Genomic DNA, 18,872 nt, shown 5'->3' with positions numbered 1-18,872 from the left:
ATAAACATCGCTAATTCAGACCCCGATTTCACATTCAACCAAGCTCTGAGCCTCTCTCGTCCCCCTCAAGCCTGTCATCGGTCAACTAACTATGCTCCATGCGCATCTGGGGGATAGGTGCGTGGCGGCCTTTGTGATAACATCCGGCGTTTTCCGAGGCGGCTCCACGGAGCTGTCTTTACTGCGCAAATCCGCGATCCAATGTTGATTTGTCGTAAGTCGGCGCATGGCACTCGGCCGGCCCCGACGAGCTTCGTTGCTCCCACATGGATATGACGAAGTTTCACCAGAAAAAGGAATCAGGCTTCTCATGGGCGAACTGGCCAAAGAAATCCTCCCGGTCAATATCGAAGACGAGCTGAAACAGTCCTACCTCGACTACGCAATGAGCGTGATCGTCGGCCGTGCACTGCCGGATGCGCGCGATGGCCTCAAGCCCGTGCACCGTCGCGTACTGTTCGCGATGAGCGAGCTGGGCAACGACTACAACAAGCCGTACAAGAAATCTGCCCGTGTCGTCGGCGACGTGATCGGTAAGTATCACCCGCACGGTGACACTGCCGTATACGACACAATCGTTCGTATGGCCCAGCCTTTCTCCCTGCGCTACCTGCTGGTCGACGGCCAGGGCAACTTCGGTTCGGTCGACGGCGACAACGCTGCGGCCATGCGATACACCGAAGTGCGCATGACCAAGCTGGCGCACGAGCTGCTGGCTGACCTGCACAAGGAAACCGTGGACTGGGTGCCGAACTACGACGGCACCGAACTGATCCCGGCGGTCATGCCGACCCGCGTACCGAACCTGCTGGTCAACGGTTCCAGCGGTATCGCCGTGGGCATGGCGACCAACATTCCGCCGCACAACCTCGGTGAAGTCATCGACGGTTGCCTGGCCCTCATCGACAATCCCGAGCTGACTGTCGATGAGCTGATGCAATACATTCCCGGTCCGGACTTCCCGACGGCCGCGATCATCAACGGTCGTGCCGGCATCATCGAAGCCTACCGCACCGGTCGCGGGCGCATTTACATGCGTGCCCGCTCGATCATCGAAGACATCGACAAGGTCGGTGGCCGTCAGCAGATCGTTATCACCGAGCTGCCTTACCAGCTGAACAAGGCGCGTCTGATCGAGAAGATCGCCGAGCTGGTCAAAGAGAAGAAGCTCGAGGGCATCACCGAGCTGCGCGACGAGTCCGACAAGGACGGTATGCGCGTCGTGATCGAGCTGCGTCGCGGCGAAGTGCCTGAGGTAATCCTCAACAACCTCTACGCCCAGACCCAGCTGCAATCGGTATTCGGCATCAACATCGTCGCGCTGATCGACGGCCGCCCGCGCATCCTCAACCTCAAGGATCTGCTTGAAGCCTTCGTCCGTCACCGTCGCGAAGTGGTCACCCGTCGTACCGTGTTCGAACTGCGCAAGGCGCGCGAGCGCGGGCACATTCTCGAAGGCCAGGCCGTTGCCCTGTCGAACATCGACCCGGTGATCGCCCTGATCAAGGCTTCGCCAACGCCGTCGGAAGCCAAGGAAGCGCTGATCAGCACGCCTTGGGAATCTTCCGCCGTGGTGGCGATGGTTGAACGTGCCGGTGCCGATTCGTGCCGTCCGGAAAATCTCGATCCGCAATACGGCCTGCGCGAAGGCAAGTACTTCCTCTCGCCAGAACAGGCCCAAGCGATTCTCGAACTGCGCCTGCACCGTCTGACCGGTCTGGAGCACGAGAAGCTGCTGGCCGAGTACCAGGAGATCCTCAACCAGATCGGCGAGCTGATCCGCATCCTCAACAGCGCTGTGCGCCTGATGGAAGTGATCCGCGAAGAGCTGGAAGTGATCCGCGCCGAATACGGCGACGTGCGTCGCACCGAAATTCTCGATGCCCGTCTCGACCTGACCCTGGGTGACATGATCCCGGAAGAAGAGCGCGTCGTGACCATCTCCCACGGTGGCTACGCCAAGACCCAGCCGCTGGCTGCGTACCAGGCTCAGCGTCGTGGCGGCAAAGGCAAGTCGGCCACCGGCGTCAAGGACGAGGACTACATTGCTCACCTGCTGGTCGCCAACAGCCACACCACGCTGCTGCTGTTCTCCAGCAAGGGCAAGGTGTACTGGCTCAAGACCTACGAAATTCCGGAAGCATCCCGCGCGGCCCGTGGTCGTCCGCTGGTCAACCTGTTGCCGCTGGATGACGGTGAATACATCACCACCATGCTGCCGGTCGAGGAATACACCGAAGGTCACTACATCTTCATGGCCACCGCCAACGGCACCGTGAAGAAGACCCCGCTGGAATCCTTCAGCCGTCAGCGCAGCGTCGGTCTGATCGCGCTGGAACTGGACGAAGGCGACGTGCTGATCTCTGCGGCCATCACCGATGGTGAGCGCGAAGTGATGCTGTTCTCCGACGGCGGCAAGGTTACCCGCTTCAAAGAGTCCGACGTGCGTGCAATGGGTCGTACCGCTCGCGGCGTACGCGGCATGCGTCTGCCGGAAGGGCAGAAGCTGATTTCCATGCTGATCCCGGAAGAAGGCAGCCAGATCCTCACCGCTTCCGAGCGTGGTTATGGCAAGCGCACCGCGATCACCGAGTTCCCTGAGTACAAGCGTGGCGGTCAGGGCGTGATCGCCATGGTCAGCAACGAGCGTAACGGCCGTCTGGTCGGCGCGGTACAGGTGCTCGACGGCGAAGAAATCATGCTGATCTCCGATCAGGGCACTCTGGTGCGTACCCGTGTCGACGAAGTGTCGAGCCTGGGTCGTAACACTCAGGGCGTGACGCTGATCAAGCTGGCCAAGGATGAAACCCTGGTCGGGCTGGAGCGGGTTCAGGAGCCTTCGGAAATCGAAGGCGAAGAGCTCGAAGGTGAAGAGGGCGAGGAAATCGCAGGCAGCGTCGGTATCGACGAGGCCGCAGACGACCAGCAACTCGACGCCGCAGCAGACGAAGAACCGCAGGAATAAGCGGACAAACGAGGGGGCGGATGAGAATTCGCCCCCTTGTTATTTGTCCGGTATGAATTTTCGACATCATGGAGCCCTCCTGTAGGAGCGAGCCTGCTCGCGAAAGCAGGCGCTGCGGTACCTCTGAAGCACCGCGGTGATGCATTCGCGAGCAGGCTCGCTCCCACAGGGCCATGTTGATCGGTAGTGTGATTTATTGCGTGATACCACCAAATCAGAGCGAGATTGGATGTGAGCAAGCGAGCCTATAACTTCTGCGCCGGTCCGGCGGCGCTGCCTGAAGCTGTCCTGCAGCGCGCCCAGGGTGAACTCCTTGATTGGCATGGCAAGGGTCTGTCGGTCATGGAAATGAGCCATCGCAGCGATGAGTTCGTGTCCATTGCCACCCAGGCCGAGCAGGATCTGCGTGACCTGCTGAATATCCCGTCGAACTACAAAGTGCTGTTTCTGCAGGGCGGCGCCAGCCAGCAGTTCGCGCAGATTCCGCTGAACCTGTTGCCTGAAGGCGGCTCGGCCGACTACATCGACACCGGCATCTGGTCGCAGAAAGCCATCGAAGAAGCCTCGCGCTATGGCCACGTCAACGTTGCTGCCACTGCCAAGCCTTACGACTATTTCGCCATTCCCGGCCAGAACGAGTGGAACCTGTCGAAAGACGCCGCGTACGTTCACTACGCGCCGAACGAAACCATCGGCGGCCTGGAATTCCAGTGGATCCCGCAAACCGGTGATGTGCCGCTGGTGGCCGACATGTCTTCCGACATCCTCTCGCGCCCGGTCGACATCTCGCGTTTCGGCATGATCTACGCCGGCGCGCAGAAGAACATCGGCCCGAGCGGCATCGTCGTCAACATCATCCGCGAAGACCTGCTCGGCAAGGCCCGCTCGCTGTGCCCGACCATGCTCAACTACAAGGTCGCGGCTGATAACGGTTCGATGTACAACACCCCGCCGACGCTGGCCTGGTACCTGTCCGGTCTGGTGTTCCAATGGCTGAAAGAGCAGGGCGGCGTTGAAGCGATCGCTAAACTCAACGACGTCAAGCAGCGCACGCTGTACGACTTCATCGACGCCAGTGGCCTCTACAGCAACCCGATCAACAAGTCGGATCGCTCGTGGATGAACGTGCCGTTCCGTCTGGCTGATGATCGTCTGGACAAGCCATTCCTTGCCGGTGCCGACGAGCGCGGTCTGCTCAACCTCAAGGGTCACCGTTCGGTGGGCGGCATGCGCGCCTCCATCTACAACGCCGTCGACATCACTGCGGTCAACGCGCTGGTGGCGTACATGGCGGAATTCGAGAAGGAACACGGCTGATGTCCGAGCAAGAACTCAAGGCACTGCGCGTTCGCATCGACGCTCTGGACACCAAAGTCCTCGAGCTGATCAGTGAGCGTGCGCGTTGCGCCCAGGAAGTCGCCCGCGTGAAGATGGCCTCGCTGGCCGAAGGCGAAGTGCCGGTGTTCTATCGTCCCGAGCGCGAAGCTCAGGTGCTCAAGCGCGTGATGGAGCGCAATCAGGGGCCGCTGGGCAACGAAGAGATGGCGCGCTTGTTTCGCGAGATCATGTCCTCGTGCCTGGCGCTGGAGCAGCCGCTGAAAGTGGCGTATCTCGGCCCTGAGGGCACTTTCACCCAGGCGGCGGCGATGAAGCACTTCGGCCACGCAGTGATCAGCAAGCCGATGGCGGCGATCGACGAAGTGTTCCGTGAAGTCGCCGCCGGTGCGGTGAATTTCGGCGTGGTGCCGGTGGAAAACTCCACCGAAGGCGCGGTCAATCACACGCTGGACAGCTTCCTCGAGCACGACATGGTCATCTGTGGCGAAGTCGAGCTGCGCATTCACCATCACCTGTTGGTCGGTGAAAACACCAAGACTGACAGCATCAGTCGCATCTATTCCCATGCGCAGTCGCTGGCCCAGTGCCGCAAGTGGCTGGACGCGCATTACCCGAATGTCGAACGCGTCGCGGTGTCGAGCAACGCCGAAGCGGCCAAACGGGTCAAGGGTGAGTGGAATTCGGCAGCGATCGCTGGCGACATGGCGGCAGGGCTGTATGGCCTGACGCGTCTGGCCGAGAAGATCGAAGACCGCCCGGACAACTCGACCCGCTTCCTGATGATCGGTAATCAGGAAGTGCCGCCGACCGGCGACGACAAGACCTCGATCATCGTGTCGATGAGCAACAAGCCCGGCGCGCTCCATGAGCTGCTGGTGCCGTTCCACGACAATGGCATCGACCTGACCCGCATCGAAACCCGTCCGTCGCGCAGCGGCAAATGGACCTACGTGTTCTTCATCGACTTCGTCGGCCACCACCGTGATCCGTTGATCAAAGGTGTGCTGGAAAAGATCAGTCAGGAAGCAGTAGCACTCAAAGTGCTGGGTTCCTACCCGAAAGCAGTTCTCTAAGGGCGGTAGCAAATGAGTGGCAACTTCCTCGCTCTGGCACAGCCGGGCGTGCAACAACTTTCGCCGTACGTTCCGGGCAAGCCTGTGGACGAACTGGCGCGCGAGCTGGATCTGGATCCGGCAAAAATCGTCAAACTGGCGAGCAACGAAAACCCATTGGGCGCCAGCCCGAAGGCATTGGCGGCGATCCGCGAAGAGCTGGCCGAGCTGACCCGCTACCCGGACGGCAATGGTTTCGCCCTGAAGTCGCTGCTCGCCGAGCAGTGCCGCGTCGAGCTGAATCAGGTCACGCTGGGTAATGGCTCCAACGATATTCTTGAACTGGTTGCGCGTGCCTACCTGGCACCGGGCCTGAATGCGGTGTTCAGTGAGCACGCCTTCGCGGTGTATCCGATCGCGACTCAAGCAGTCGGCGCACAAGCCAAAGTCGTTCCAGCCAAAGACTGGGGCCATGACCTGCCGGCGATGCTTGCGGCCATCGATGCCAACACCCGCGTGGTGTTCATCGCCAACCCGAACAACCCGACTGGCACCTGGTTCGGCGCCGAAGCGCTGGACGAATTCCTGCAGGACGTTCCCGAGCATGTGCTAGTAGTCCTCGACGAGGCTTACATCGAGTACGCCGAAGGCAGTGATTTGCCGGACGGTCTCGACTTCCTCGCCGCCTACCCGAACCTGCTGGTGTCGCGCACCTTCTCCAAGGCCTATGGGCTGGCCGCGCTGCGCGTCGGTTATGGCTTGTCGACGCCTGTGGTGGCGGACGTGCTGAACCGCGTTCGTCAGCCATTCAACGTCAACAGCCTCGCGCTCGCCGCAGCCTGTGCGGCATTGAAGGACAAAGAATATCTGGCGCAAAGCCGTCAGCTCAACGAATCCGGCATGCAGCAGTTGCAGGCGGGTTTCCGTGAGCTGGGACTGAGCTGGATCGAGTCCAAAGGCAACTTCATCTGTGTCGATCTCGGCCAGGTCGCAGCGCCGATTTTCCAGGGCTTGCTGCGCGAAGGCGTGATCGTGCGTCCGGTGGCCAATTACGGCATGCCGAACCACCTGCGGGTGACCATCGGTCTGCCGGCCGAAAACAGCCGTTTCCTCGAGGCGCTGCGCAAGGTTCTGGCTCGTGGTTGATGTCACTGCGCTGCAACCTGCTGCACCTATGATCGGTCGCCTCGTGGTGGTCGGTCTGGGGTTGATCGGTGGTTCATTTGCCAAGGGTTTGCGTGAAAGCGGCCTGTGCCGTGAAGTGGTTGGTGTTGATCTCGACCCGCAATCGCGCAAGCTCGCGGTCGAATTGGGTGTGGTCGATCGCTGCGAAGATGATTTGGCGTCGGCTTGCGTCGGTGCCGATGTGATTCAGCTGGCGGTGCCGATTCTGGCCATGGAAAAGCTGCTCGCGCGTCTGGCTGTCATGGACCTGGGGCAGGCGATTCTTACGGATGTCGGCAGTGCCAAAGGCAACGTGGTGCGCGCGGCGACCGAGGCGTTCGGCGGCATGCCGGCGCGCTTCGTCCCCGGGCACCCGATTGCCGGTTCCGAGCAGAGCGGGGTGGAAGCCTCGAATGCCGAGCTGTTCCGCCGGCACAAGGTGATCCTGACGCCGCTCGAGCAGACCGATCCTGCCGCGCTGGCGGTGGTCGATCGCCTGTGGCGCGAACTGGGCGCCGATGTCGAGCACATGCAGGTCGAGCGTCACGACGAAGTGCTGGCCGCGACCAGTCATTTGCCGCATCTGCTGGCCTTCGGTCTGGTCGATTCGTTGGCCAAGCGCAATGAAAATCTGGAGATCTTCCGTTACGCTGCCGGTGGTTTTCGCGATTTCACAAGAATCGCCGGAAGCGACCCGGTGATGTGGCACGACATCTTCCTCGCCAACCGCGAGGCTGTCCTGCGCACACTCGATACATTTCGCAGCGACCTCGACGCCTTGCGCGACGCGGTCGATGCAGGGGATGGGCACCAATTGTTGGGCGTTTTCACGCGCGCCCGGGTTGCCCGCGAGCATTTCAGTAAAATCCTGGCCCGCAGGGCCTATGTGGACGCTATGAATTCCAACGATCTGATCTTCCTGGCTCAACCTGGTGGCCGCCTGTCCGGTCGGATTCGCGTACCGGGTGACAAATCGATTTCCCACCGTTCGATCATGCTCGGCTCGCTGGCCGAAGGCGTCACCGAAGTCGAAGGCTTCCTTGAGGGCGAAGACGCCCTGGCGACCTTGCAGGCATTCCGCGACATGGGCGTGGTCATCGAAGGCCCGCACCACGGCCGCGTGACCATTCACGGTGTTGGTCTGCACGGCCTGAAACCTGCGCCGGGCCCGATCTATCTGGGCAACTCCGGCACCTCGATGCGTCTGCTCTCTGGCCTGCTGGCGGCGCAGAACTTCGACAGCACCCTGACCGGCGACGCTTCGCTGTCCAAGCGTCCGATGAATCGCGTGGCCAATCCGCTGCGGGAAATGGGCGCCGTGATCGAAACCGCTGCTGAAGGTCGTCCACCGATGACCATTCGCGGTGGCCACAAGCTCAAAGGCCTGACCTACACCATGCCGATGGCCAGTGCCCAGGTGAAATCCTGCCTGCTGCTTGCCGGTCTGTATGCCGAAGGCAAGACCACTGTCACCGAACCTGCGCCGACCCGTGACCACACCGAACGCATGCTGCGTGGCTTCGGCTACCCGGTCAGCGTCGACGGCGCCACGGCTTCGGTCGAGTCCGGCGGCAAGCTCACCGCGACTCACATCGAAGTGCCGGGCGATATTTCGTCGTCGGCGTTCTTCCTGGTCGCGGCCTCGATCGCCGAGGGTTCCGAGCTGGTGCTCGAGCACGTCGGCATAAACCCGACCCGTACTGGCGTGATCGACATCCTGCGGCTGATGGGTGCCGATATCACTCTGGAAAACCAGCGTGAGGTCGGTGGCGAACCAGTGGCTGACTTGCGCGTGCGCGCAGCTAAACTCAAAGGTATCGAGATTCCGGAGGAACTGGTGCCGCTGGCCATCGACGAATTCCCAGTACTGTTCGTCGCGGCTGCGTGCGCCGAAGGGCGGACCGTGCTCACCGGCGCAGAAGAGCTGCGGGTCAAGGAATCCGACCGGATTCAGGTCATGGCGGACGGTTTGCTGGCGCTGGGCGTCAAATGCGAACCGACCCCTGACGGCATCATCATCGACGGCGGCCAGATCGGCGGCGGTGAAGTGCACGGTCACGGCGACCACCGTATCGCCATGGCCTTCAGCGTTGCCTCGTTGCGCGCTACCGCACCGATCCGCATCCATGATTGCGCCAACGTCGCGACCTCGTTCCCCAACTTCCTCGCGCTGTGCGGGCAAGTCGGCATTCGTGTGGCACAAGAGGCTCAGTCGTGAAAAACATTGCACCGGTCATCACCATCGATGGGCCAAGCGGCTCCGGCAAAGGCACGGTCGCCGGGATTCTGGCCAAGCGTCTGGGCTGGAACCTGCTGGATTCCGGTGCGCTTTATCGTTTGCTCGCGTTCGCTGCGCACAACCATGGCGTCGACCTGACCAATGAAGAGCTGCTGAAGACATTGGCCGCTCATCTGGATGTGCAGTTCATCGCCGCGACCGAAGGTCAGCTGCAGCGGATCATTCTCGAAGGCGACGAAGTCAGCGATGTCATTCGCACCGAAAGCGTCGGCTCCGGCGCCTCGCAGGTGGCTGCGCTGCCCGCTGTGCGCGAGGCGCTGCTGCAGCGCCAGCGTGCTTTCCAGGAAGCGCCGGGCCTGGTGGCCGACGGCCGCGACATGGGCACGGTGGTTTTTCCGGATGCACCACTGAAGATTTTCCTTACCGCCAGTGCCGAGGAACGGGCGCGTCGTCGATATTTGCAGTTGAAGGGCAAAGTCGAGGGTGTTAGTCTGTCGAGTCTGCTAGATGAGATCCGTGCACGCGATGAGCGTGACACCCAGCGCGCAGTAGCCCCGCTCAAGCCGGCGGCCGACGCGATTCAGCTGGATTCAACGGAGCTTTCCATCGATCAGGTGCTTGAACGCATCATGAGCGAGATCGCCATTCGCGATATCGCCGGGTGACCAAGAAGGCCGCAGGGGACCAGTCATAGTCCTGCGGTGCTTCTTTTAAATGAAACTAACCCACACCGTCTGGGGTGTGGAGATGGGCGTTTACTTCGCCCTCATCTACAGGAATTAAAATGAGCGAAAGCTTTGCGGAACTCTTTGAAGAAAGCCTGAAAACCCTGAACCTTCAGGCAGGCTCCATCATCACCGGTGTTATCGTTGATATCGATTACCAGGCTCGCTGGGTAACCGTTCACGCTGGTCTGAAGTCTGAAGCACTCATCCCGCTTGAGCAGTTCTACAACGATGCTGGCGAACTGAACATCAACGTTGGTGATGAAGTTCACGTTGCTCTGGATTCGGTTGAAGACGGCTTTGGCGAAACCAAGCTGTCCCGTGAAAAAGCCAAGCGCGCTGAATGCTGGATCGTTCTGGAAGCAGCCTTCGCAGCCGAGGAAGTGGTCAAGGGCGTTATCAACGGTAAGGTTAAAGGCGGCTTCACTGTCGACGTTAACGGCATCCGTGCGTTCCTGCCAGGTTCCCTGGTTGACGTCCGTCCAGTGCGCGACACCACGCACCTGGAAGGCAAAGAGCTGGAATTCAAGGTCATCAAGCTGGACCAGAAGCGCAACAACGTTGTCGTTTCCCGTCGCAGCGTCCTCGAAGCCGAGAACTCCGCCGAGCGTGAAGCTCTGCTGGAATCCCTGCAGGAAGGCCAGCAAGTCAAAGGTATCGTCAAAAACCTCACCGATTACGGCGCATTCGTCGATCTGGGTGGCGTGGACGGCCTGCTGCACATCACCGACATGGCCTGGAAGCGCATCAAGCATCCTTCCGAGATCGTCAACGTTGGTGACGAAATCGACGTCAAGGTTCTGAAATACGATCGCGAACGCAACCGTGTTTCCCTGGGCCTGAAGCAACTGGGCGAAGATCCATGGGTTGCTATCAAAGCCCGTTACCCAGAAGGCACTCGCGTGACCGCTCGTGTAACCAACCTGACCGACTACGGCTGCTTCGCTGAGCTGGAAGAAGGCGTTGAAGGTCTGGTACACGTTTCGGAAATGGACTGGACCAACAAGAACATCCACCCTTCGAAAGTCGTACAAGTCGGCGACGAAGTGGAAGTCATGGTTCTGGACATTGACGAAGAGCGTCGTCGTATCTCCCTGGGCATCAAGCAGTGCAAGTCGAACCCATGGGAAGACTTCTCTGGCCAGTTCAACAAGGGCGACAAGATCTCCGGCACCATCAAGTCGATCACCGATTTCGGTATCTTCATTGGTCTGGACGGCGGCATCGACGGTCTGGTTCACCTGTCCGACATCTCCTGGAACGAAGTGGGCGAAGAAGCCGTACGTCGTTTCAAGAAGGGCGACGAGCTGGACACCGTCATCCTGTCGGTTGACCCAGAGCGCGAGCGCATCTCCCTGGGCATCAAGCAACTGGAAAGCGATCCGTTCTCCGAGTACGTCTCGGTTAACGACAAGGGCGCTATCGTGACCGGTACCGTGAAAGAAGTTGACGCCAAAGGCGCCATCATCGTTCTGGCCGACGACATCGAAGCTACCCTGAAAGCCTCCGAAATCAGCCGTGACCGCGTTGAAGACGCGCGCAACGTTCTGAAAGAAGGCCAGGAAGTTGAAGCCAAGATCATCAGCGTTGATCGCAAGAGCCGCGTAATCCAGCTCTCGATCAAGTCGAAAGACGATGCTGAAGAGAAAGAAGCCATCCAGAGCCTGAAAGCAGCTCCGGAAGGTGAAGCAGCTGACACCACTATGGCGGCACTGCTGCGTCAAGCAATGGCCAAACAGAACTAAGTTCTGCTTGATCATTAAAAAGGGCGACTTCGGTCGCCCTTTTTTGTGCCTGCTATTTGGTCTTTGTACGTCCGTGCATGAAACCAATGGCTTCGCCTGCGGGTCTGTTTCTTTAATCGGATCAATCGCCTATTCGCGACTAAGCTAGATCTTGAGTATTAGTCGTCAGGCTTGCCTGGCATAAGGAAGTGGATGAACAAGTTATTTGTTGTTGCGGTGGTATTGGCGCTGGCAGGTTGCACCACTAGTGTGAAAACCCATGCGGTGCGCGGCGTCAGTGGTATCGAGGTCGATTGCTCCGGGTTGGGTTCCGGTTGGGAAAAGTGCCAGAAGCGTGCAGCGAAGGAGTGTAAAGGCAAGGGCTATAAGGTCATCACCCGTTCTGACGATGCCAAAGATGAAGACGAATACCCGTTTGGCTTTAATCCGGCGGGCTTCGTGACCCGGACCATGCTGGTGATGTGTCGTTAGGGCAGCGGCGATCCGACTCGCTACTGGAGTGCCCTGAAAATGGGCGTTTTGACCCCGGGAAAGATATGTCAATCCCTGGGCTGTTCAAAATGTTCCGGGCATGCTAAAACCTTTCAAGCGCTGATCTAGCTGCTTGAAAAAGAAGGGAAAAATATGACGAAGTCGGAGTTGATCGAACGAATTGTCACCCATCAAGGGCTACTCTCATCCAAGGATGTGGAGCTGGCCATCAAGACCATGCTTGAACAAATGTCTCAGTGCCTCGCCACCGGTGATCGTATCGAGATCCGTGGATTTGGCAGCTTCTCCCTGCACTACCGCGCACCGCGCGTCGGCCGCAATCCAAAGACCGGCCAGTCGGTAAGTCTGGACGGTAAATTCGTTCCGCATTTCAAGCCGGGCAAGGAATTGCGTGACCGCGTGAACGAAGAAGAGGAGGAGGGCGCTTGATCTCCGCTATTCAAATTCAAGGGGGCGTGAATGCGTAACCTGAAACGCATACTGCTTGGCGTTTTTCTTCTGCTGATGGTTCTGGTTGTTCTGGCGTTTGTGCTGGAAAACCAGCAATCGGTTTCGCTTTTGTTTCTGGGTTTTTCCGGCCCGCAGTTGCCGGTGTCGGTTGTTGCGGTGTTGGCGTTGCTGATCGGTATGCTTATCGGTCCTGTATTGGGCTGGTTTCTGGGGCGCTCGTCCAGAGCTGCACGCAAGCGAGTGATGTGAAAACGACAGGCACACGGCATCTGTCGAAATTGCGCCTCAGCCTGTCTTTATCCATTAGTAAAACCATCATTAAGCTGTAAAATGCGTCCCTTGTTCGTCGTGCCTTCATGCATGTCGATTCAGACTGACTCTGACGGATGCCAATTGATATTGGCTTCTGCATTCATGGATTAGACCGCGCTCTCTGGCAGCGCTGTCCGCAGCTCAAGGGTATCGCTTCGCGTGAAAATTCTAGTTACCGGCGGCGCCGGCTTCATTGGCTCGGCAGTCATCCGTCACATCATCTCCAACACTGCCGATGCGGTCGTCAACGTCGATAAGTTGACTTACGCCGGCAATCTGGAGTCGCTGGCAGAGGTCAGCCAGAATTCGCGTTACGCCTTCGAGCGCGTCGATATCTGCGATCGTGACCAGATCGACCGCGTCCTGCGTGATCACCAACCTGATGCAATCATGCACCTGGCCGCAGAATCCCACGTTGACCGCTCGATCTCCGGCCCGTCCGAGTTCATCCAGACCAACATTATTGGCACTTACACACTCCTAGAAGCTGCGCGCCATTACTGGGCTGCTCTGGATGACACGCGCAAAGCCAATTTCCGCTTCCACCACATCTCGACTGACGAAGTTTACGGAGACCTCGAAGGTCCGGAAGACCTCTTCACCGAAACCACACCTTACCAGCCAAGCTCGCCTTATTCGGCCAGCAAGGCCAGCTCCGACCACCTGGTCCGTGCCTGGGCCCGCACTTACGGCCTGCCGACACTGGTCACCAACTGCTCGAACAACTACGGCCCGTGCCACTTCCCTGAGAAGCTGATCCCGCTGATCATCCTCAACGCGCTGGAAGGCAAACCGCTGCCGGTGTACGGCAAAGGCAACCAGGTTCGTGACTGGCTGTATGTCGAAGATCACGCGCGCGCGCTTTATAAAGTCGTCACTGAAGGCGTCATCGGCGAGACCTACAACATCGGCGGTCATAACGAAAAGCAAAACATTGAGGTAGTGCATACCCTGTGTGCGTTGCTCGATGAGTTGCGTCCTGATTCTGCCCATCGTCCGCATGCCAGCCTGATTACTTATGTTCAGGATCGTCCTGGACATGACGTGCGTTATGCAATCGATGCGAGCAAAATTCAGCGTGAGCTGGGTTGGACTCCGAAAGAGACTTTCGAGACTGGTATTCGTAAGACTGTCGAGTGGTATCTGAATAACACTGAGTGGGTTGAGCACGTGAAGAGCGGCAGCTACCAGCAGTGGATTGATCAGAACTATGCGGATCGCTCGAATAAAGCATGAAGATCCTACTTCTAGGAAAGAACGGTCAGGTGGGCTGGGAGCTGCAACGTTCCCTGGCTCCGCTTGGCGAACTCGTCGCTCTTGATCGTCACCTTGTTGATGGCCTCTGCGGTGATCTGTCGAATCTTGAATCCTTGCGTGCAACGATTCGTCAGATAAAGCCCGACGTTATTGTTAATGCTGCTGCTTATACGGCGGTTGATAAAGCTGAGTCGGAAACCGAATTGGCAGATCGCGTAAACGGACTCGCGAGCGGCGTCATGGCGGAAGAAGCCGCAGCGTCGGGCGCATGGCTGGTTCACTACTCAACGGATTACGTCTTCAGTGGCCAAGGCGTCACGCCATGGCAGGAAACAGACGCTGTTGCGCCAGTGAACCATTACGGCGCCAGCAAGCTCGCCGGCGAGCAGGCAATTATCGCGGCGGGTTGTAAGTATCTGATCTTTCGTACTAGCTGGGTTTACGGAGCTCGCGGCAACAACTTTGCGAAGACCATGCTGCGCTTGGCCAAGAATCGCGAAACATTAAATGTGATTGCGGATCAGATTGGTGCTCCAACCGGTGCTGATCTGATTGCTGACGTTTCGGCGTTGGCTATTCAGCGAGTTATCAGTCGTCCAGAGTTGGCTGGCCTCTATCACTTGGCCGCTGCGGGCGAAGTGTCTTGGCATGGGTATGCCAGTCACGTCATAGACTTCGCTAAAGCCCAAGGTGAGGAGTTAGCTGTAACGGCGGTCAACCCGATTGAAACCACAGCCTATCCTACACCTGCACGTCGCCCTCTGAACTCACGATTGAATACTCAGAAGCTGCGCGACAATTTTTCTCTACACTTGCCGGATTGGCAAAGTGGTGTAACCCGAATGCTTAGGGAAGTTCTGAACAAATGACCACGACAAATCGTAAAGGCATCATCCTCGCTGGTGGTTCGGGCACGCGCCTGCACCCGCTGACTCTTGGTGTTTCCAAGCAAATGTTGCCTATTTACGACAAGCCGATGATTTTTTATCCGCTGTCCGTTTTGATGCTGGCGGGTATGCGAGAAATCCTAATTATTTCCACGCCGGAAGATTTGCCGTGCTTCCGTAAACTGCTGGGTAATGGAAGCGTGTACGGGATCAAGCTTACTTATGCCGAGCAGCCTAGTCCGGACGGCCTGGCCCAGGCGTTCATTATTGGTGAAGAGTTCATCGGTCAGGATCCATGCTGTCTGATTCTGGGGGACAACATCTTCTACGGTCAGCATTTCTCGGACAACTTGCGCTCCGCCAGTACCCAACAAAAGGGAGCTACCGTATTTGGCTACCACGTCTCCGATCCTGAACGCTTTGGTGTCGTCGAGTTTGATAAAAGTGGCAAGGCTTTGAGTATCGAAGAGAAGCCGCTGAAGCCAAAATCGAACTATGCGGTCACCGGTCTGTATTTCTATGATAACGATGTGGTCGAGATCGCCAAGAACATCAAGCCCTCCGAGCGTGGCGAGCTGGAAATCACCGACGTCAACCGTGCGTATCTGGAGCGCCAGACCCTGAGCGTGGAAATGCTCGGTCGCGGGTTTGCCTGGCTGGATACCGGTACTCACGACTCTCTGCTTGAAGCCAGTCACTTCGTTCACACGATCGAACAGCGTCAGGGTCTGAAAGTGGCGTGTCTGGAAGAGATCGCCTATCACAATGGCTGGATTTCTGCCGAGCAGCTTAACGCACAAGCGCAAGCACTGAAGAAGACGGGTTACGGTCAATACCTTCAGAAGTTGCTGGACTCGCCGTCTGCCTGATCGAAAGTTCTGACTTTCGCAATGCTATGTTTAACGCTGCAAGCAGGAATGGCATGCCAGTAGAACATCCCAAGGTTGCGATTTTGCTGGCCGCCTACAATGGCATGCAGTGGATCGAGGAGCAGTTGGCCTCGATCCTCGGTCAGACAGCTGTCGACGTAACCGTTTATATAAGTATTGATCCCTCCACTGACGGTACTGAGGCATGGTGCGCCGATTATGCTGCACAGCATCCGAACGTAATCGTCCTGCCCGACGCCGGTGCGTTTGGTGGGGCCTCCCGCAACTTCTTCCGTTTGCTTCGAGATGTTGATCTTGAAGGCTACGATTTCATCGCGTTCGCTGATCAGGATGACGTCTGGTATCTGGACAAGATCGAGCGCGCTATCCGGTCGATCAAATCTCTTGGCGTGGATGCTTACTCGAGTAACGTAGTTGCGTTCTGGCCTGATGGTCGTAACCAGGTACTGGATAAGGCCCAGCCGCAAACCCGCTGGGACTTTCTCTTTGAGGCTGCCGGACCGGGCTGTACGTATGTCATGAGCCAAAGGATGATGCAGATGCTGAAGGTCTCATTGTTGAAACATTGGGATGCCTTGCAACAGGTCAGTCTGCATGACTGGTATTGCTATGCGTTCGCACGCAGTCGTGGTGTACGCTGGTTCATTGATCCGCAGCCATCCATGTGTTATCGCCAGCACGAAAGTAATCAGGTCGGGGCCAATTCAGGTATAAATTCACTGATTGCGCGTTATAAAATTATCCATGACGGTTGGTGGTTTTCTCAGATTCGAATGATTGCGCAGGTGGTGGGTCTCGCCGATGATCCATTCGTCCGGCAATGGTTACCTTTGGGGCGTCGACAATTATTGCGGCTGTCGTTAAAAGCCGGTGAATGTCGTCGTCGAACCAGGGACAAGCTGTTCTTTTTCTTTATTTGTTGCGCGACTGCCGTGATCGGGAAGAAAAACAAATGAAAGGTGCTCGGGTATTGGTGACCGGGGCGACGGGGTTTGTCGGCGAGGCCGTGGTGTTCCGCCTGCTTCTCGACAAGATCTACACACCAGTTGCGGCTGCACGTAGCGAAACTCGGTTGAGTGGTTTGTGTGATGTCGTGCCTTTTGATTTGGATGAGCGCGTTTTATTGCCGCCATTGAATAATATCCAGACGGTGATTCATTGTGCGGCCAGGGTTCATGTAATGAACGAGTGTGAGGCTGATCCGCTTGCCATGTTTCGGCAAATGAATGTGCAGGGCACTGCGCGGCTGGCCCGTCATGCGGCAGCGTCCGGGGTAAAGCGCTTCATCTTTGTCAGTTCGATCAAGGTCAATGGCGAAGAGTCACCCGCCGGGAGACCCTTTACCGCAGCCGATATTCCCGCGCCTGTTGATCCTTACGGTATTTCCAAGTGCGAGGCAGAGGAAGTCGTGCGTCAAATAGCACTGGAAACCGCAATGGAGCTGGTAATTATTCGACCGCCCCTGGTTTACGGGCCGGGCGTCAAAGCTAACTTCCTAAATATGATGCGCTGGTTGCAAAAAGGATTGCCACTGCCATTGGGCGCATTGGGCAATCGCCGCAGCTTGGTGGCAATCAGTAATCTGGTGGATCTTTTGGTGACCTGCATCGATCATCCACAAGCAGCCAATCAAACTTTTCTGGTAAGTGATGGCGAAGATCTTTCGACCACTCAATTGCTTCAAAGGATGTCGAGCGCCCTGACTGTGCGAGCGCGATTGTTGCCCGTGCCTCCGTTTGTTCTGCGCCTTGGGGCAGCTTTATTGGGTAGGAGAGCCTTAGCTCAGCGACTCTGCGGCTCGTTACAGGTCGACATGGAAAAGACGCGCACAATACTGGAGTGGACGCCGCCCATCAGCGTGAGCCAGGCACTTCAGGCCACTGCCAACCATCTCCGGGAGCGCTAAATGTGTCAGTATTCTTTATGGATGTCACTTTTTCGCTAAGGCTTGCTCGATAAAGCACAGCAATTGATCTGACCCTCGATGGATTGGCAGATTGCCACCCTTTTGCCAATTAGGGCGCCTTGATACCCTACGCAGCCCAAATCCGTACGCCTTGGCAGGATTTTTCCGGCTCAAGGCAACATTCTGATTACTCTTTTCATACCATGACCACCGCCTTGTGCTGTTGAAGGTGGTGATGTCACTGGGCTATCAAATTGGTATGACTTATAATGGCAAATTTTTCGCTGTCGGGAGCGGTCCATGAGAGGGGCATGTAATTTTCATGCTGCCAAGGCTGTACCTCTTGATGTTGAGCGCAACGACATCGTCATTATTTTTTCTTCAATGCAATGGAGTGCTCGGTGGTAGCCCCTCTTCCACAATTTGATCAGACAGGCGAGCAGCCTGGCGGCCATTCTGACTTTAGTATTCAAGGTCATGAAACGCAATCGGCCCGCGTAACGATTCTGATGTGTACCTACAACGGTGAACGCTTTCTCGCACAACAACTGGATTCGATAGCTCGCCAGAGTTATCGCGAATGGACCGTCGTTGTTTCTGATGACGGTTCTACCGACGCGACACTGGATATTCTGCGCCAGTACAGCGCGATCTGGGGAGAAGGCCGGTTGACCATTCTGCAAGGGCCCAAGCGAGGGTTCGCGGCTAACTTCATGTCCGTTGCCTGCGATGCGCCCGTGCAATCGCAATTTTATGCGTGGGCCGACCAGGACGATATCTGGCAAGCCAATAAACTTGAGTCTGCCGTAAAGGTATTGGAGGCGCTGCCGTCCGGTCTTCCTGCTTTGTATTGCGGCCGGACCGAGTTGATTGGTGACTCGGGAACGGTCATCGGTCGCTCGCCACTATTTTCTCGCCCCGCCAGTTTTGGCAATGCACTGGTACAAAGTCTGGCCGGGGGGAATACTATGGTATTCAATCATTTGGCTCGGGACGTACTCTGTCATGCTGGCGGCCAAGTGGATATCGTTTCCCATGACTGGTGGGCCTATCTACTGATTACCGGGGTGGGTGGCGAGGTCGTCTATGACGCCTCGCCTTCCATTCTGTACAGGCAGCATGAAGCGAATCTGATTGGCGCCAACTCAGGAGTGCGCGCACGGATCATGCGCTTGCGGATGATGTCTACGGGTCGCTTTCGTGACTGGAATGACAAAAATATCGCTGCACTTGAAACGGTTCGCTCAAGCTTGAGTGCAGACAGCCTGCAGACCTTTGAGCAATTCAAGAAAGCCCGTGATTCAAAAGGATTCGGCCGTTTCGTCTGGCTTTACCGCGCGAAGGTCTATCGGCAGACGTGTTTGGGTAATCTTGGGCTGCTGCTGGCCGCGGTGCTCAACAGAATTTGATGCCCTCATCGTGCAAGGCAGGACGTGAAATTGCTCCGTGG

At 57.5% G+C, this 18,872-nt stretch carries 16 protein-coding genes; all 16 read left to right on the top strand.

The window, feature by feature from the left end; all coding sequences use genetic code 11:
- Positions 1–310: 310 nt before the first annotated feature.
- The 16 genes from gyrA (at position 311) to KVG87_RS17105 (ending at position 18,831) form a co-directional block, all read left to right on the top strand.
- Complete coding sequence (gene gyrA, locus KVG87_RS17180) at positions 311–2,965, top strand: DNA gyrase subunit A (RefSeq protein ID WP_110646028.1); 2,655 nt, start codon at positions 311–313, stop codon at positions 2,963–2,965.
- 231 nt (positions 2,966–3,196) lie between these two features.
- Entirely contained in the window at positions 3,197–4,282 is a 1,086-nt protein-coding gene (gene serC / locus KVG87_RS17175) for a 3-phosphoserine/phosphohydroxythreonine transaminase (RefSeq protein WP_038860448.1), read from the top strand.
- On the top strand, positions 4,282–5,376 hold the full coding sequence (pheA, locus tag KVG87_RS17170) for a prephenate dehydratase (protein WP_016770924.1): 1,095 nt from the start codon (positions 4,282–4,284) through the stop codon (positions 5,374–5,376). Before serC ends, pheA begins: the two co-directional genes overlap by 1 nt.
- 12 nt (positions 5,377–5,388) lie before the next feature.
- Complete coding sequence (gene hisC, locus KVG87_RS17165; protein WP_217851736.1) at positions 5,389–6,501, top strand: histidinol-phosphate transaminase; 1,113 nt, start codon at positions 5,389–5,391, stop codon at positions 6,499–6,501.
- 28 nt (positions 6,502–6,529) lie between these two features.
- On the top strand, positions 6,530–8,737 hold the full coding sequence (locus tag KVG87_RS17160; RefSeq protein WP_264082222.1) for a bifunctional prephenate dehydrogenase/3-phosphoshikimate 1-carboxyvinyltransferase: 2,208 nt from the start codon (positions 6,530–6,532) through the stop codon (positions 8,735–8,737).
- Positions 8,734–9,423 carry a (d)CMP kinase gene (cmk, locus tag KVG87_RS17155; RefSeq protein ID WP_024013869.1) on the top strand — a complete coding sequence of 230 codons (690 nt, stop codon included), beginning with the start codon at positions 8,734–8,736 and terminating at the stop codon, positions 9,421–9,423. Before KVG87_RS17160 ends, cmk begins: the two co-directional genes overlap by 4 nt.
- 119 nt (positions 9,424–9,542) lie before the next feature.
- On the top strand, positions 9,543–11,228 hold the full coding sequence (gene rpsA / locus KVG87_RS17150; RefSeq protein ID WP_016770920.1) for a 30S ribosomal protein S1: 1,686 nt from the start codon (positions 9,543–9,545) through the stop codon (positions 11,226–11,228).
- A 192-nt stretch (positions 11,229–11,420) separates the two neighbouring features.
- Positions 11,421–11,699: a hypothetical protein gene (locus tag KVG87_RS17145; protein WP_217851732.1), complete on the top strand. Its 279-nt coding sequence runs from the start codon at positions 11,421–11,423 to the stop codon at positions 11,697–11,699.
- A 153-nt stretch (positions 11,700–11,852) separates the two neighbouring features.
- Positions 11,853–12,149, top strand: a complete 297-nt coding sequence (gene ihfB / locus KVG87_RS17140) for an integration host factor subunit beta (RefSeq protein ID WP_007950920.1) — start codon at positions 11,853–11,855, stop codon at positions 12,147–12,149.
- A 30-nt stretch (positions 12,150–12,179) separates the two neighbouring features.
- Positions 12,180–12,419: a LapA family protein gene (locus KVG87_RS17135; protein ID WP_217851730.1), complete on the top strand. Its 240-nt coding sequence runs from the start codon at positions 12,180–12,182 to the stop codon at positions 12,417–12,419.
- Positions 12,420–12,641: 222 nt separating this feature from the next.
- Entirely contained in the window at positions 12,642–13,718 is a 1,077-nt protein-coding gene (gene rfbB / locus KVG87_RS17130) for a dTDP-glucose 4,6-dehydratase (protein ID WP_217851728.1), read from the top strand.
- A complete protein-coding gene (gene rfbD / locus KVG87_RS17125) occupies positions 13,715–14,608 on the top strand; it encodes a dTDP-4-dehydrorhamnose reductase (RefSeq protein WP_217851726.1) in 894 nt (297 codons plus the stop codon). The genes rfbB and rfbD overlap by 4 nt, the downstream gene beginning before the upstream one ends.
- Entirely contained in the window at positions 14,605–15,495 is an 891-nt protein-coding gene (rfbA, locus tag KVG87_RS17120) for a glucose-1-phosphate thymidylyltransferase RfbA (RefSeq protein WP_095182236.1), read from the top strand. The genes rfbD and rfbA overlap by 4 nt, the downstream gene beginning before the upstream one ends.
- A gap of 53 nt (positions 15,496–15,548) precedes the next feature.
- Positions 15,549–16,472 carry a glycosyltransferase gene (locus KVG87_RS17115; RefSeq protein ID WP_217851725.1) on the top strand — a complete coding sequence of 308 codons (924 nt, stop codon included), beginning with the start codon at positions 15,549–15,551 and terminating at the stop codon, positions 16,470–16,472.
- Positions 16,469–17,422, top strand: a complete 954-nt coding sequence (locus KVG87_RS17110) for a UDP-glucose 4-epimerase family protein (protein ID WP_095182234.1) — start codon at positions 16,469–16,471, stop codon at positions 17,420–17,422. The genes KVG87_RS17115 and KVG87_RS17110 overlap by 4 nt, the downstream gene beginning before the upstream one ends.
- 401 nt (positions 17,423–17,823) lie before the next feature.
- Positions 17,824–18,831 (top strand): glycosyltransferase family 2 protein, encoded by a 1,008-nt coding sequence (locus KVG87_RS17105; protein ID WP_367616686.1) that lies wholly within the window; start codon positions 17,824–17,826, stop codon positions 18,829–18,831.
- Positions 18,832–18,872: the final 41 nt, after the last annotated feature.

The organism is Pseudomonas siliginis, assembly GCF_019145195.1.
GTDB lineage: Bacteria > Pseudomonadota > Gammaproteobacteria > Pseudomonadales > Pseudomonadaceae > Aquipseudomonas > Aquipseudomonas siliginis.
The sequence above is the reverse complement of the archived record's forward strand: the minus strand, read 5'-3'. Positions and strand labels throughout refer to the sequence as shown.